General features: G+C 43.7%; 13 protein-coding genes. 6 read left to right on the top strand and 7 right to left on the bottom strand.

The features are described 5' to 3' along the window. Positions 1-962: 962 nt before the first annotated feature. Entirely contained in the window at positions 963-2,159 is a 1,197-nt protein-coding gene (locus tag N39L_RS24705; RefSeq protein ID WP_006620165.1) for a HetZ-related protein, read from the top strand. Between the two features lie 205 nt (positions 2,160-2,364). Next, positions 2,365-3,126 carry a PHP domain-containing protein gene (locus N39L_RS24700; RefSeq protein ID WP_006620166.1) on the top strand — a complete coding sequence of 254 codons (762 nt, stop codon included), beginning with the start codon at positions 2,365-2,367 and terminating at the stop codon, positions 3,124-3,126. Positions 3,127-3,430: 304 nt separating this feature from the next. Here N39L_RS24700 and N39L_RS24695 read toward each other — a convergent pair whose 3' ends face one another. From N39L_RS24695 to N39L_RS24670, 6 genes are all read right to left on the bottom strand, one after another. Continuing rightward, positions 3,431-4,171: a response regulator transcription factor gene (locus N39L_RS24695; protein ID WP_006620167.1), complete on the bottom strand. Its 741-nt coding sequence runs from the start codon at positions 4,169-4,171 to the stop codon at positions 3,431-3,433. 148 nt (positions 4,172-4,319) lie between these two features. Continuing rightward, positions 4,320-5,171, bottom strand: coding sequence for a type I methionyl aminopeptidase (map, locus tag N39L_RS24690; protein ID WP_006620168.1), 852 nt, complete (start codon positions 5,169-5,171; stop codon positions 4,320-4,322). A gap of 225 nt (positions 5,172-5,396) precedes the next feature. After that, a complete protein-coding gene (locus N39L_RS24685; protein ID WP_006668402.1) occupies positions 5,397-5,735 on the bottom strand; it encodes a ribonucleotide-diphosphate reductase subunit beta in 339 nt (112 codons plus the stop codon). Between the two features lie 363 nt (positions 5,736-6,098). Beyond that, the gene (locus N39L_RS24680) at positions 6,099-6,578 is read right to left on the bottom strand and encodes a ribonucleotide-diphosphate reductase subunit beta (protein WP_231852473.1); all 480 of its coding nucleotides are present in this window, start codon (positions 6,576-6,578) and stop codon (positions 6,099-6,101) included. Positions 6,579-6,945: 367 nt separating this feature from the next. Then, positions 6,946-7,158 carry a hypothetical protein gene (locus N39L_RS24675; RefSeq protein WP_006668400.1) on the bottom strand — a complete coding sequence of 71 codons (213 nt, stop codon included), beginning with the start codon at positions 7,156-7,158 and terminating at the stop codon, positions 6,946-6,948. A 150-nt stretch (positions 7,159-7,308) separates the two neighbouring features. Next, complete coding sequence (locus tag N39L_RS24670) at positions 7,309-9,567, bottom strand: ribonucleoside-diphosphate reductase subunit alpha (protein ID WP_006620172.1); 2,259 nt, start codon at positions 9,565-9,567, stop codon at positions 7,309-7,311. 233 nt (positions 9,568-9,800) lie between these two features. Between N39L_RS24670 and N39L_RS24665 the strand changes: the two genes are divergently transcribed. Then, positions 9,801-10,205 (top strand): DUF4346 domain-containing protein, encoded by a 405-nt coding sequence (locus N39L_RS24665; RefSeq protein WP_006620173.1) that lies wholly within the window; start codon positions 9,801-9,803, stop codon positions 10,203-10,205. A gap of 99 nt (positions 10,206-10,304) precedes the next feature. Here the strand turns inward: N39L_RS24665 and psb30 are convergent, their stop codons facing one another. Continuing rightward, positions 10,305-10,487, bottom strand: a complete 183-nt coding sequence (psb30, locus tag N39L_RS24660; protein WP_431619720.1) for a photosystem II reaction center protein Ycf12/Psb30 — start codon at positions 10,485-10,487, stop codon at positions 10,305-10,307. A 136-nt stretch (positions 10,488-10,623) separates the two neighbouring features. Here psb30 and ileS point away from each other — a divergent pair, with 136 nt between their 5' ends. The 3 genes from ileS (at position 10,624) to N39L_RS24645 (ending at position 14,360) form a co-directional block, all read left to right on the top strand. Continuing rightward, positions 10,624-13,518 (top strand): isoleucine--tRNA ligase, encoded by a 2,895-nt coding sequence (gene ileS, locus N39L_RS24655; RefSeq protein ID WP_006620175.1) that lies wholly within the window; start codon positions 10,624-10,626, stop codon positions 13,516-13,518. Between the two features lie 168 nt (positions 13,519-13,686). Beyond that, entirely contained in the window at positions 13,687-13,962 is a 276-nt protein-coding gene (locus N39L_RS24650; RefSeq protein WP_006620176.1) for a hypothetical protein, read from the top strand. Beyond that, positions 13,959-14,360: a type II toxin-antitoxin system VapC family toxin gene (locus tag N39L_RS24645; RefSeq protein WP_014276665.1), complete on the top strand. Its 402-nt coding sequence runs from the start codon at positions 13,959-13,961 to the stop codon at positions 14,358-14,360. The genes N39L_RS24650 and N39L_RS24645 overlap by 4 nt, the downstream gene beginning before the upstream one ends. Positions 14,361-14,587: the final 227 nt, after the last annotated feature.

Below are 14,587 nucleotides of genomic sequence, written 5' to 3'. Positions count from 1 at the left end.
CGAACACCAAGGGTTTTGTATGAAGTAGGTTGGGTGTAACGGAGTGTAACCCAACACCAGGGTTTTGTATAACGGCGGTGGAACCGAACACCAAGGGTTTTTTATGAAGTAGGTTGGGTGTAACGTAGTGGAACCCAACACCAGGGTTTTGTATAACGGCGGTGGAACCGAACACCAAGGGTTTTGTATGAAGTAGGTTGGGTGTAACGGAGTGTAACCCAACACCAGGGTTTTGTATAACGGCGGTGGAACCGAACACCAAGGGTTTTGTATGAAGTAGGTTGGGTGTAACGTAGTGTAACCCAACACCAGGGTTTTGTATAACGGCGGTGGAACCGAACACCAGGGTTTTGTATAACGGCGGTGTAACCGAACACCAGGGGTTTTTTATGAAGTAGGTTGGGTGTAACGGAGTGTAACCCAACACCAGGGTTTTGTATAACGGCGGTGTAACCGAACACCAGGGTTTTGTATAACGGCGGTGGAACCGAACACCAGGGGTTTTTTATGAAGTAGGTTGGGTGCAGGGCAGTGGAACCGAACATCAGGGGGTGTTTCTGTCAGCGTGGTGGAACCCAACATCAATTTTATAAGTGGAACCCAACATCAATTTGAGAAGACTACAGAAGGAACCAGTTAGGTAACTGTCTACGAAATGGGGGTAGTCCCATAGGCAGAACAGTGGGGGAACAGGAGCGATCGCGCTTATGTCTAAATCCTTATGCAGAGGGAGTTTGAGCGAAATGGAGCCGAGAGTGATTGTGTATAAGTAGGTCAGTTCACCCTAGGAGTGATTGCAGTTACTTAAAAGAGTGGAACAGTTCAGACCCTGTTTGAATGTGGTTGCTCCTACTATTCAAATTGTAGAGAGTTGAATCAGGACAGGGAAACAAACAAGCCAGCCAAGACCTTGCACCTGCACCTCAACCTCTGCAACAGCCAACTTATACCAGGTAATGAAAATGTTTAATACCAATTCTACCAACGTCGTCGCCACCCCTGAACTGTCAGATACCAGTGTTGAGACCTTACATACTCAAACAGTAGTGAACAGCCTCCTAGACGAAATTAAGCAGGTTCTGAAACTGAAACCAGCCAGCAGCGACTCAGTAATGATGCGAATTGCCATAGAAGTCGATCGCATTTGCAGCAAAAGCAAGCGGATTCAAGATTCCGGGGAAGTAGGAACCTGGCAACTGAATTTAGCCCGTCATCGCCTGCAAAAATGCTTACAATACTATCGTCTAGGTTCCCGTCAAGGTCGGGTGGAACTGCACTCCAATTTGGCAGCGATGGTGTACCGCCATGTGGCTCCTTTTAACTCTAATCTGCATTTCCAGGCTCGGTATAATCTGATTGAAGATTTCCTCCAAGGTTTCTATATTGAGTCTCTGCGGGCGTTTCGTCGTGAACATGAACTCGAAGCGGACTATACCCCCCAAACTAGGTTAGAACTTTCGGAATATATGGCTTTTACAGAACAATATGCCAAGCGTCAGATTGGTTTACCGGGTCGCAACCGCCAACGGTTAATCGTCCTGCGGGCTCAAGGTTTTGCTAAAGGTCAACCCCCAGAAATGTCTCTTGATATTGAATTGGCGGTTGAGGGGGGCAAAACCGAGGAAGCTGAGGCTCAAAGTCGTACCCACGCTATGCAGCAAATTCGCGATTTGATGGTGTCTGAGATGGTTGACCCGGCTGATGCTGTATTGCGCGATCGCGTAATTGCGGAACTGGTACAATATCTGGAAGCCCAGGGTCAGAATGATTGTGTAGATTATCTAGTTCTGAAACTTCAGGATTGGCAAGCCGGCGATATTGATAAGGCCCTTAATCTCACCCCTCGTCAACGGGACTACTTACAACAGCGGTTTAAGTACCATGTCGAAAAGTTTGCTCACTCTAATAACTGGAAACTGGTTCATGAGTGGTTGGGAGCGGACTTAGACCAAAAACTGGGGATGACTACTGAGCAATGGGCGGCGTTTCAGAATAATCTGTCTCTGGCGGAAAGGACTTTATTGCAACTAAAACGGGATGGAGAACCTGATAAGGCGATCGCTGTGGCTCTCAAATGTACTCCCAAACAGGTACAGAAGCGTTGGTCTAAATTGCTTAATCAGGCTGCTAGTTATCGCAACAGTGAAGCATCAGCTTAGGGTGGGGAAAAATGGGCATCGGCAATTCCACCCGATCGCCCCATCCTTCCCTAAAATGGCAGTTAGTAAGTATATATAAGAATTAGTAAGTATATATAAGAATTTTAAATCTAAAATCGTCCTTAAATCAGCCGAAATCCCACATCAGGCCTGATAAATTCGATACAGTAGATGTAGGTAAAGGTTTATTAAGAAATCGACGGCTATGTCAGTCAATCTTGTCCCGGCTTCTGCATCCTTCTCCAGTTTATCGAAAACTTGGGAAAATGCTCAGAAGCAATATGTTGAGTCTACGGCTATGAGTCGGTCAGCACTTATTCAAGTCTTACAGGGAATTGATGCGGATAGCTGTCCCACATCCTACAATTTCCATGCTCATACCACGAAATCGGATGGACAGCTTGACCCTATCGCCCTCATTCAACAGGCGATCGCTATTGGACTCAAAGGACTTGCCATCACAGACCACCATACCACTGAGGGCTATCAAATCGCCCAGCATTGGTTAAATCACCGGAAAAGTCATGCTTGCAAACCAGACAACATCCCATCCCTGACCCTGTGGACGGGTGTTGAAATTAACGCCCACCTCCTGGAAACCGACGTACATATTTTGGGCTATGCTTTTGACCCAGATGCTCCTAGTATCTATCCCTATTTACAGCATCATTCAGTCCCTCGTCAACATTCCGGAGCCCGGGCTGTGATCGCCGCTATCCAAAACGCCGGCGGTTTAGCTGTTTTAGCTCACCCAGCACGATATCGCCGCCCAGCAGCAGAACTCATCCCCGAAGCCAGTCGCCTGGGAATTGATGGCGTTGAGGTTTTCTATGGCTATCGCCGGACTAACCCCTGGTATCCAACCCCAAAAATTACTGAAGAAATACAACAACTGGCTTGGGATTACAATTTACTGCCCACCTGCGGCACCGATACCCACGGCCTTAATCTATTAGTGCGACTCTAAATTTTCAACTCCCCGCTCACAAGAGACGGGGTATATTTTTGGTCATTGAGCATAGTGCATCGCGATAATTCGATCATCTCTAATCTCAAACGGTGCCCGCCATGCTAATCATCAGGAAAAAACTCAACAGCAGCACCAGGAGTAAAAATGTTTGGATTAGGGTTGATACTGATTCTTTATGCAGAACAGAGGTTTTCATAATCGGATTGACTGTTGTCAATTTGAACTCTCTGACTGAATGCTAACAAAAAAATGGAGATTGCATGATGATTCTCAATAAATCTTAACAAATATCCAAGTATTTTCATTTAGTTAAACCGTGTTCGAGAGCATAACGGACTAATTCAGTGCGGCTATTAGTTCCGGTTTTAGTAAATAACCGACTCACATATTTTTCGACATTGCGGACACTGGTTTCTAAACGGCTGGCTATTTCTTTATTCATTAGTCCTTGGGCGACTAAATCTAAAACACTTTGTTCTCTGGGTGTTAGGTCAATTTTAATGGGGGAAGGACTCAAATTGATGCCAGTTTTACCCTTGAGCATATTTTCAATGCGGGCAATTTGTCCAGCTAAGGCGGTAATATCTGGGGTGCCGTCTTCGGCTTCTTGGCGGGTGGCGGCTCGACGTTCTAACAGGTTTTTAACAATGGCTACAAGTTCTTCTGGGTCAAAGGGTTTAGATAAATAGGCATCACAACCGGCTTGATAACCTTGAATGCGATCGCCTTTCATCCCTTTAGCAGTCAAAAACACCACAGGAAGGGCTTTAAATTTAGGGTCTGAGCGCATTTGTTCCAGGAATTGATAGCCGTCAACTTCCGGCATCATAATATCAGTAATTACCAAATCTGGTAGATTTTGCTGTAGTAATTCCCAGCCCAGTTTAGCATTTTCCGCGACATCTACAATAAAATTACTGTCCTCTAAATAGGCTTGGACAGCTTCCCGTAATCCCGGTTCATCATCTACTAATAAAAGTCGAGGAGATACTGGGGGTATTTCTTCCCCTTGTGGCTCATTTTCTGGGATTTGATTTGACATTTTTATAAAGTTGATAAAAGTTAACAGGTTTGATGACTTATCAGCAGAAGCCGGGGAAAGTGGATCTCTCCTCAACCCTAGACCCAAGGGAGGGGGTATTTAGTAGGGTTGAGGAAAATTTACCTGTTTTGGCTGGTGGGGTATCTGTTTAGACTTGATGGCGATCGGTTAAAATTTCGTAGCCGTTTTCAGTCACTAATACAGTATGCTCAAATTGGGCAGATAAGGCGTTATCAACCGTAACTGCCGTCCAGCGATCGCTAAGGATACGGGTAAATCGAGAGCCAGCGTTTAAAATAGGTTCAATGGCTAGGGTCATACCTGCTTTGAGCTTGACATTAGGTAAATCATAGGTGCGGACATTAAACACCGAAGGTTCCTCGTGCAGGTTTTCTCCTACCCCATGACCTGTAAACTCTTGGACAATCTGAAAGTTATTAGCTTCTGCGTGGTCTTGAATAGCTCCAGCGATGTCTAGCAAGTAGGCTCCAGCTTTGACTTGTTCAATGCCTTTATACAGACATTCTTCAGCCACTCTAATCAGTTTACTAGCTGATGGTGTCACTTCACCAATAGCAATAGTGATGCAGGAGTCTCCATGAAAACCCTGGTAGTAGGCTCCTGTATCGACTTTTACCACATCTGAGTTACGGATCACCTTATTTTTACGGGGGATACCGTGGACTACTTCGTTATTAATGCAGATGCAAATACTAGCCGGGAAGCCGTGATAGCCTTTAAAGCTAGGAACAGCGCCTAATTCCCTAATCCGCCTTTCAGCGTAGGCGTCGATTTCTGCGGTAGTCATACCAGGTTTGATCTGTTGTGAGATCTCTTTGAGGACTGTCGCGACTATTCTACCCGACTCTCGCATGATTTCGATTTGTTCGGGGGTTTTAATGCTGATACCGCCACGGCGTTTTTTAATTTGGGGGGGTTTGGGTTGGGGTGGGGCTGGGGGTGCTGGTTTGGAAATTAAATCGCTAAACAGTTTTCTCATTATCTCGAAGATTGGATCAATGGAATTTTACAGGGGTGCAATATCTTATTGTAGAACACCTGTTGAGGAATGTCTGGGTTATATGGGTCTGAAACATTCAGTATTATTACTCATGGTAGCAATTCCGCGTCAGAGGCTGACCGTAGAAATCAAAACAGGAAGAAGGTTTGTGATAGCTTCTTCCTGTCTTGGTTGCGTTGCTAACAGTTTAGTGGTGGGTAATCCTCAAATTTCATCCCAGCCACTCACCCCAGAAGACATCACATAACTGGTAACACTGGCTTCAAAGAAGTTCGCCTTAGTGTGAGCTTCTTTTTTAGTATCCGAGAAACGCTCTAAATGAGTATAGGGACTCTTTTGGTATTTGGGGTCACTATAGAGGGATTCTAAACCAATAGAACGCAGTCGGATATTAGCGAGATATTTAGTGTACTGTTCTGTACTGTGTTCAGTAATTCCCAAAATGTTGTTACCAACAATATGATTGGTCCAGCGGCATTCATGTTGAACAGCCGCATCGAACATTTCATAAATCCGGTCTTGGGAATGGGGAAAAATTGCCATAGCTTCCGGGATAATTTTCTGGAATAACCGCACATGAGAAAGTTCGTCCTTTAATGTTCAGTAGGGGTCGCTACTCCCTACCCGCTTAATTTAAGCAGCTACCCGTCGCCGAATAGAACAGACCATATCACAATCCTTAACTTATTTATTTAAGAAGGATTCCCCCCGCTTCGAGTCGCTTGACTCTACTCCATTTCTGGATGGTCTTTGCACGTCCCTTGTTCATACAGTTGCCAGATTTTAACTCTGACATAGTTTGAACATTCTGCTAATTAGCATAGGTTTCGCTCAGGATTATCTCAATGAGACTTCCCCTGAATTCAAGGGGTTTTCTATTATCATTACTGACAATAGCCGCTAACATTAACGGTTAATCATCTTGAAAATATCGGCACTTCCCGGCATTAACATTCGCGAGGCTAAATTGTAGAAGAAAATGAACCCATTATAAAAGTACATTCCTTCTAACAAGTAATCTGCCATCAATGAGACAAAGTAATTTTCCGGGGTGGGATCATCAACATATTGTTGATAAAGTCCGGCGATAAATTCACATCGATCGCGTAAAACTTTATCGGTGCGCCAAAAGTCATAAACGTAGTTTCTCCGTTCGGAAGGAATGATAGTTTCAATCATGTATTGATAACTCTGATTGTGCATTCCTTCTTGAGAGATTTGTTCGGCCATACAGAGGCTGACTTCTGGGGCAGTTACACTATTTTTGATATAGGGAATGTTGCAGGTTTGAATGGAATCCAAGAAAGTTAAATAAGATAGAATTCCATCAAATGCCGTCCGTTCATCAGGGGTTAAATTAGTGTAATCAACAACATCCTGGGTGATGTCCAGTTTTTCAGGTCATTGATGTTCAGCAACATTCGCTAGGTGTTGCCCGCTTTATTCAAGCTGCTATGTGTCACCACATAGATCGGACTATATCATCATCTTTTGTTAAACAAAAGAGCCCCCCGCTTCGACAGTCAACCGCTTACTGCCTACTCCATAAGCTGGATAGTCTCTACACCTTCTCACTATCTATGAGCTAGGCACGGGATTGTCTGTAGTGCCATATGCGATCGCAATTAGCGCCCAAAAAACCTTTTCTTTGTTTAATATCAACTTGGTAAGGTTCCTTGTCGATTATCCCCAGTTTTGGCGAACCATGCAACTCCAGAGTTCCCCCGTTTTCAAGGGGTTTAATCTGGGCTACCTAATTAACCCAGAAATTTTCGCGCATTTGCTTGTATAAACCGACTGCCCAAGAATAGCGAACATCATTAAGTTGCATTAGGTTGGTAGTCTCGCCAAACCACATTGAACGGTGAGCCACATCATCATTACCATCAGGATTAAAGATGGGATTGAGAGGCATTTTGTTGATTTGCTTATTGTTGTGACCGTTAAAGTTTAGTACAAGCGTCATTTTTTCCATCCAAAACGGGAGTTTTTGTTGATGTTTATAAATGCTGAAAAGTTGTATTTATCAGCGGTTAATTTTCATCAACAACACGAAACTAATCGGGAGAATTTAGGATTCCCCCGACTACAAGTTTAGTGGTAACGGATATTATAGCTAATTTGCACAAGCTGTGCAGGCATCTTCGGATTCTTGAAAGCTGTCCCGCTGCACTGTCCTGACATAATAGATGGCTTTGCACCCCTGTTCCCAAGCCGCCATGAGGGTTTCAAAGATATCTTTAGCTTTCAGGCTGCGATCGGGTTCTTCAGGGAAATATACCCCTTGATTGAGGTTAAACATCAACTCCATTGATATCCCTGTATCAATCCATTGCTGCATGGTGGCTACGGCTTTGACAACAATTTGCTGATCTAGGGTTTTATTCTCTGGGTAAAACCAGAAGTTTTCTTTAATAAAGGGAGGGGCAATGGGTACGGTTCCTTTAGCCCATTTGTCATAGAAGAAACGACTATAACAGGGTAATACGCTGGCGGTGCAACCTTGGACTAAGGATGATGAGGTATTGGGGGCAATGGCGGTTATATGAGAGTTCCTAATCCCATATTTTTGGATATCTTCGCTTAATTCTTTCCACCTGATTTTATCGTCGGCGTGGGTTAAAAACCAATCGACGGGTTTGGCACCAATTAACTTGCCTTGACTCCAGGAACTTCCAGCAAATGCGGGATAAGCCCCCCTTTCTTTGGAGAGTTCCATTGAGGTTTTGGTGCAGTAAAATCCGATATCTTCAAACAGGTTGCTAATTTCCTGCACATGGTTATAGGAAAAGCGCCGTTTTGCTAACCAATCAGCTAACCCCATGACACCTACGCCAATGGTGCGATAACATTGATTATGGTCAATACTGGCTTGAAATGGTGGGTGGGTAATTTCGATGGTGTTGTCTAAAATTCGGACGGCTATTTCGCAAATATTGGGTAGGTCTTGCCAATCTAAATTAGCTAAATTGAGACTGTTTAAGTTGCAGGTATGGGCGAGTTCTCCTGGTTTGACGTTAGACCAAGATTCTTGGCACAAATTACCCCCAGGAATATATCCTTCGTGTTGGTTAGGATTGGCAGCGTTGCTAGTATCTTTAAACCACAGATAAGGCATCCCGGTTTCTACTTGCGATCGCATAATATTTTTGAACAGTTCCCTAGCATTAATCCGCTTATATAGCTTTAATTTAGAATCTAAAGAGGATTCGATTTTTTGATAAGATAACTCAAATTCTTCTCCCCACAATTCTGATAATTCTATGCCTAATTTTACCCGGACTTCGTAGGGGTCAACTAAAGTCCAGTTTTCGCAGTTACGCACCCGCCGCATGAATTCATCAGAAATCACTAATTGGGGGAAAATATCATAAGCCTTCCGGCGCTGGTCTCCATTCTCGGTTTGCATTTCCAGAAATTCGAGAATGTCTAAATGCCACACATCTAAACTGACTGTAATTGCCCCAGCCCGACGGCCTCCCTGATTAACAGCAATAGCGGTATCATTTAACAGTTTAATCCAGGGAATTACACCACCGGAAGCGTTAGGCTTACCCATTACCCAGCTACCTGTCGCCCTAATGCGGCTGACATTTACGCCGACACCGCCACCATTTTTAGAAATTCGGGCAGCGTCTTTAATGGTGTCAAATATGTTCTCTAAATTATCATCCATACCGATAATAAAACAGGAACTCAAAGACCCGTTAGGAATCCGCAAATTAGCTAAAATTGGGGTGGCTAAAGAAATCTGACGCAGGGCGATCGCTTGATAGAATTTATGCGCCCAAAACATTCGTTTTTCTGGAGCTTCGACTACGGCTAATAATAAGGCACAAGATAATAGGGCTTCTTGGGGTAATTCCTGGGGTAATAAATAACGTTTAGTTAGTAAAATCGCCCCCGCATAATCATAATCCTTATCCCATTGGGGGTTAATCCAGGTTCCGGCTTCTCTCAACTGTTCGGGGGTATATTTTAATAAGCGATCGTCATATTGACCGGCTTTGACTTTGGTAGTAACGGTTTGGCAATAATCCTCATATTGATAGCCACGGCTAACCAGGGTATCTTTCCATAAATTCCAGATATGCAGCCTCCCGGCTACATACCGCCAGTCTGGGTCGGAGGGGCTACACAACTCTAGGGCACAACCTATTAAGTTATCTTGAATTTCCCTGGTGGTGACGCCGTTTTTAAGGCGAGTGGTCAGTCCAGCTTCTAAAGTAATGGGGTTAGCATCTAAGCCTTCACAAGCCCAGTTAACGACTGCGCGAATTCTGGACACATCCAAAAGGGTTAACGATCCATCCCGCCGGATTACCTGAATTTGGCGATTGAAGGGGGTATCAGTTGTGGTTGATAGGGTTTGCATGGTCTGTTTATGTCTGAAATTTGAATCAGCTTTACTAATTTACTCCATATATATATTTAGTGACAGGTATTGACAAATTTCTCGTTTTACGCTATATCTAGTGGCAAATGGCCAATTACTATTTTTTAATACTTGGAGGTTTCTGTATAAATTAATACAATCCTCGGTTAAATATTCGACATATTGTAAAGTAATAAGTAGACTGTATTGTAGCGATCGCATTTTTAACTTTTGTGTCTACTCTATCAACGAACACCAACCTATCTCCAGAAGAACGCATAGCGTTAGATGACAAGCTCTCCCAGCGTTTTATTAAACTCGATCCGGCGGGCTATTTTATCATTTATATTGATCGAGAAAGGGGCTTAATTTGTGCGGAACATTATAGCAACGATATCAACGAACAGGGCCTAGCGGTTGATCCAGACACGGGGGAACCTTTCCCGTGTAAAGGGGAACTAAAGCGGACTCCCATGGGTATTTACCGGGGAAGAACGGCGAAAGAATTAGGTATTAAAATCACAGAAGAAGCGAGTCGGTGTCCGCTGAGTTGTTTTGATCATGCCCTATACCTGGGGCGGGAGTTCGTCCGGGCGGAAATGGCTTTAGTGAATGGACAGGATTACATCCAGGACTAAATTTGAGTCGATGTAGGTCTGCTGGTAGGCACAGGAAAATGGGAGGGTAGGTAAAACCCACCCGCCTCCGTTGGATTCAGAGATTTTGGGGGTCTGATGCTACAGGTCGCCCCCACGAAACGCCAACAATACGATCACCACCGGGCCAGCAATCACAATCAGCGATAGCATTAGTAACTGGGCGATCAGTTCAAAATTGACATTGCTGAACAAGTTGGTAATAAAGTCCATTGTTCCTCCCAAAACTTCCCAAAGCGATGATATAAACCAAGGTCTAATCATATCAGGCGATCGCCCGATTATTTTAAGGAACGTTACAAAACTAAACACAGCGATGGGGAATTTGTGGCAAGCCGTCCCCAACAGAGTTAAAATATCTGAAAACTGCTAACCCTAGAGAATCGTTCAGTATACTGCCGTGACCGAAAAAAACGCCTACAAAGACACGGTTAACCTGCCCAAAACCAAGTTTGATATGCGGGCTAATGCCGTCAAACGGGAACCAGAATTACAAAAATTTTGGGCGGATAACCAGATATACGATCGCCTCTGTGAAAACAATCCGGGCGATCGGTTTGTAATTCATGATGGCCCGCCTTATGCGAATGGACAGCTACACATAGGCCACGCCCTGAATAAGATTCTCAAAGATATTATTAACCGCTACCAAACTCTACAGGGGCAAAAAGTGCGCTATGTGCCGGGTTGGGACTGTCACGGACTCCCGATTGAGTTGAAAGTGCTGCAACAGATGAAGCAGTCAGAAAGGGAACAACTCACGCCGATGACTTTGCGTGAGAAAGCGCGAGATTTTGCCCTGAAAACGGTTGAAGAACAAAAAACCCAATTTCAACGTTATGGGGTGTGGGGAGACTGGGACAACCCCTATTTAACCCTAACTCCCGAATACGAAGCGGCCCAAATTGCTGTATTCGCTCAAATGGTTCTCAAGGGATACATTTATCGGGGTCTAAAACCCGTCCATTGGAGTCCGAGTTCCAAAACAGCCCTGGCGGAAGCGGAGTTAGAATATCCAGAAGGTCACACCTCCCGCAGTATTTATGCGGCTTTCAGAATTACGAGTTTAGCTGAATCGGTGCGAGAGTTACTGAGTCCATATTTACCGGATTTAGGAGTAGCAATCTGGACGACTACGCCGTGGACGATTCCGGGAAATTTGGCAGTTTCTCTGAATCCAGAATTAACATATTCGGTGGTAGAAACTCAAGGGGATTCTGAGAGTTCTATTGAGTTTAAATATCTGTTGGTGGCGGCGGAATTAGTGGAAAGGTTATCAGCTACTTTTGAGACTAATTTAACTGTGAAAGCCACGGTAAAAGGCGAACTGCTAGAAAATTGCACCTATAAACATCCTCTATTTGACCGGGAAAGTCGGATTTTAATTGGTGGTGATTATGTGACTACTGAATCGGGGACGGGTTTGGTTCATACAGCACCCGGTCACGGTCAGGAAGATTATATCGTAGGTCAGCGTTATGGTTTACCTATACTTTCGCCAGTAGATGAAAATGGTGATTTTACGGAGGAGGCGGGAGAGTTTGCGGGTTTAAATGTTCTCAAAGATGCTAATAGCGCGATTATTGAAGCGTTACAAGAGGCGGGTTCTTTGATTAAGGAGGAACCCTATCAACATAAATATCCCTATGATTGGCGGACGAAAAAACCGACAATTTTTAGGGCGACAGAACAATGGTTTGCGTCGGTGGAAGGTTTCCGGTCACAGGCTTTAGAGGCTATTAAACAGGTGCAGTGGATTCCCCCCCAGGGAGAAAATAGGATTACGCCAATGGTAAGCGATCGCAGTGATTGGTGTATTTCTCGTCAGCGCAGTTGGGGGGTTCCGATTCCGGTTTTTTATGAGGAAGAAACGGGGGAACCTCTGCTAAATGAGGAAACGATTAACCATGTAAAAGGTATTATTGCTGAACGAGGTACTGATGCTTGGTGGGAACTTTCGGTTGAGGAATTACTGCCGGAATCCTATGTTAATAATGGCAAGAAATACCGCAAGGGAACCGATACTATGGATGTCTGGTTTGATTCGGGTTCCTCTTGGGCGGCGGTGGCTAAACAGCGCCCAGAATTGGCTTATCCGGCTGATATTTATTTAGAAGGTTCTGATCAACATCGGGGTTGGTTTCAGTCTAGTTTGTTGACCAGTGTGGCTAACTATGGGATTGCACCTTATAAAACTGTACTAACTCATGGTTTTGTCCTGGATGAAAACGGCCGGAAAATGAGTAAATCTATCGGTAATGTGGTAGATCCGGCTGTGGTTATTAATGGGGGCAAAAATCAACAACAAGAGCCGGCTTATGGTGCGGATATCCTGCGTTTGTGGGTGTCTTCGGTGGATTATTCTGCAGATGTACCTTTGGGTAAAAATATCCTAAAACAGATGTCGGATGTTTACCGTAAAATTAGGAATACGGCGCGGTTTTTGTTGGGGAATTTGCATGATTTTGACCCGGCAAAAGATGCGATCGCCTATCAGGATTTACCAGAGTTAGATCGGTATATGTTGCACCGCATGACGGAAGTGTTTGCGGAAGTGAAAGACGCTTTTGAAACTTATCAGTTTTTCCGCTTTTTCCAAACGGTGCAGAATTTCTGTGTGGTGGATTTATCCAATTTCTATTTGGATATTGCGAAAGACCGACTATATATTAGCGCGGAAAATGGTTTCCGGCGGCGCAGTTGTCAGACGGTTTTGGCGATCGCTCTGGAAAATTTGGCGAAAGCGATCGCGCCAGTTTTGTGTCATACGGCCGAAGATATCTGGCAAAATATGCCCTATTCTACCCCCTATTTATCAGTGTTTGAATCTGGTTGGGTTCGGTTAGATGAAACCTGGAAAAAGCCTGAATTAGCAGAGTTTTGGGTAAAATTACGGGAGATTCGCGCTGAGGTTAATCAGGTGATGGAACAGGCGCGCAAGGATAAAATGGTGGGTTCTTCTCTGGATGCTAAAGTACGGCTATATGTGGCAGATGAAAAATTGCGTCAACAGTTAGCGGCAATGAATCCAAATCCGGCGGAATTTAAGCAGAATAACGGGGTTGATGCTTTGCGATATCTGTTGATTTGTTCTCAGGTGGAGCTATTGGAAAATCCCGATAAACTGGCGGATTTGCAGTATAAAAGTGAGTCGGAATTTATGGCGGTTGGGGTGGTGAAAGCTGATGGCGAAAAATGCGATCGCTGTTGGAATTACTCTGTCCATATCGGTGAGTCTTCAGACCATCCCACTATCTGCGAACGTTGTGTTTCGGCTTTAGCCGGAGAGTTTTAATTTCCCAAGGGTTCTCTGAATAAAAGGAGAGAAGTTTTAGATTGCTTCTCTCCTTGTTGTAATTTGAAAGTGAGGAATTATATTTGCGTGCCAGAAAATTATGAAAATCATTCGCTAGAATAGATGTAATGAATCATCCTAGTCTGGTATCATCAATTGAGGCTTTTTATGGACAACTCCCAACCAGATACGAATCAACCCGCGATCGCGATCCCGGTCTCCGAGTTAGAAGCACTACTCACAAAAGTTGTACGCAAAGTTATCAAAGAAGAAATGATTAACTGGTCAACTCAACATATACAATCTGAAACAACATTAACAGAACATCCTCTGGAAAAGTTTATGGAAAAATTTGGGGATTGGGAAGACGATCGCACCGATGAGGAAATCATCAAAGATATCTATGATAGCCGTAGCATTTCCAACTCAGAATATAGCCTGTGACTTATTTACTAGATACCGATACATGCATTTACTGGATGAAAAATTGTTACGAAATCAGAGAAAAAGTTAGACAAATTGGCTGGGATAAGATTTCAATTTGTGTCATAACTGCTGCTGAGTTGTACTATGGCGCATATAATTCTAGTCGGGTAACTGAAAATCTCATTCGGGCAGAATTTTTTATCCAACAATTACCTGTTTTACCTTTAACTGATCAGACTCTACGACGCTTTGGAGAATTAAAGTCACAACTGCGTAGAATCGGACAAACAATCGCAGATTTCGATCTAATGATAGCGAGTGTCGCTTTTACAGAAGGTAAAATTGTTGTCACCAACAATACTCGGCACTACGATCGCATTCCGGGACTACAATTAGAAAACTGGGTTTTTCCTTAACAAAATTAAAACAACAGGATATAAATATGACAATTGTTGTAAAAATTTCAATTCCCATAAAAAACTCGTTCATATTAATAGACGATTGTTGAATTTCGGGAGATGAAAAAAATTAAAAAATACTACTTCCAACAATCCCAAATATATATGATATTTTTCCTAAAGGTTCAGGATATAGCGTAAGAAACATAAACAAGAAGGTTAGCATTTTAGGAATAGCTTGGTAT

The sequence above is a fragment of the Limnospira platensis NIES-39 genome (assembly GCF_026000695.1).
Classification (GTDB): domain Bacteria; phylum Cyanobacteriota; class Cyanobacteriia; order Cyanobacteriales; family Microcoleaceae; genus Limnospira; species Limnospira platensis.
Note: the sequence above shows the minus strand (reverse complement) of the source record. Positions and strands in the feature narration are given on the sequence as shown.

Bases quoted from the DNA above. Each gene is read 5' to 3' on its own strand.
- N39L_RS24670 (WP_006620172.1), bottom strand. From the start codon at position 9,567: ATGCAAACCCTATCAACCACAACTGATACCCCCTTCAATCGCCAAATT.
- N39L_RS24705 (WP_006620165.1), top strand. From the start codon at position 963: ATGTTTAATACCAATTCTACCAACGTCGTCGCCACCCCTGAACTGTCA.
- N39L_RS24675 (WP_006668400.1), bottom strand. From the start codon at position 7,158: ATGACGCTTGTACTAAACTTTAACGGTCACAACAATAAGCAAATCAAC.
- N39L_RS24685 (WP_006668402.1), bottom strand. From the start codon at position 5,735: ATGGCAATTTTTCCCCATTCCCAAGACCGGATTTATGAAATGTTCGAT.
- psb30 (WP_431619720.1), bottom strand. From the start codon at position 10,487: ATGATTAGACCTTGGTTTATATCATCGCTTTGGGAAGTTTTGGGAGGA.
- map (WP_006620168.1), bottom strand. From the start codon at position 5,171: ATGAGAAAACTGTTTAGCGATTTAATTTCCAAACCAGCACCCCCAGCC.
- N39L_RS24695 (WP_006620167.1), bottom strand. From the start codon at position 4,171: ATGTCAAATCAAATCCCAGAAAATGAGCCACAAGGGGAAGAAATACCC.
- N39L_RS24650 (WP_006620176.1), top strand. From the start codon at position 13,687: ATGGACAACTCCCAACCAGATACGAATCAACCCGCGATCGCGATCCCG.
- N39L_RS24700 (WP_006620166.1), top strand. From the start codon at position 2,365: ATGTCAGTCAATCTTGTCCCGGCTTCTGCATCCTTCTCCAGTTTATCG.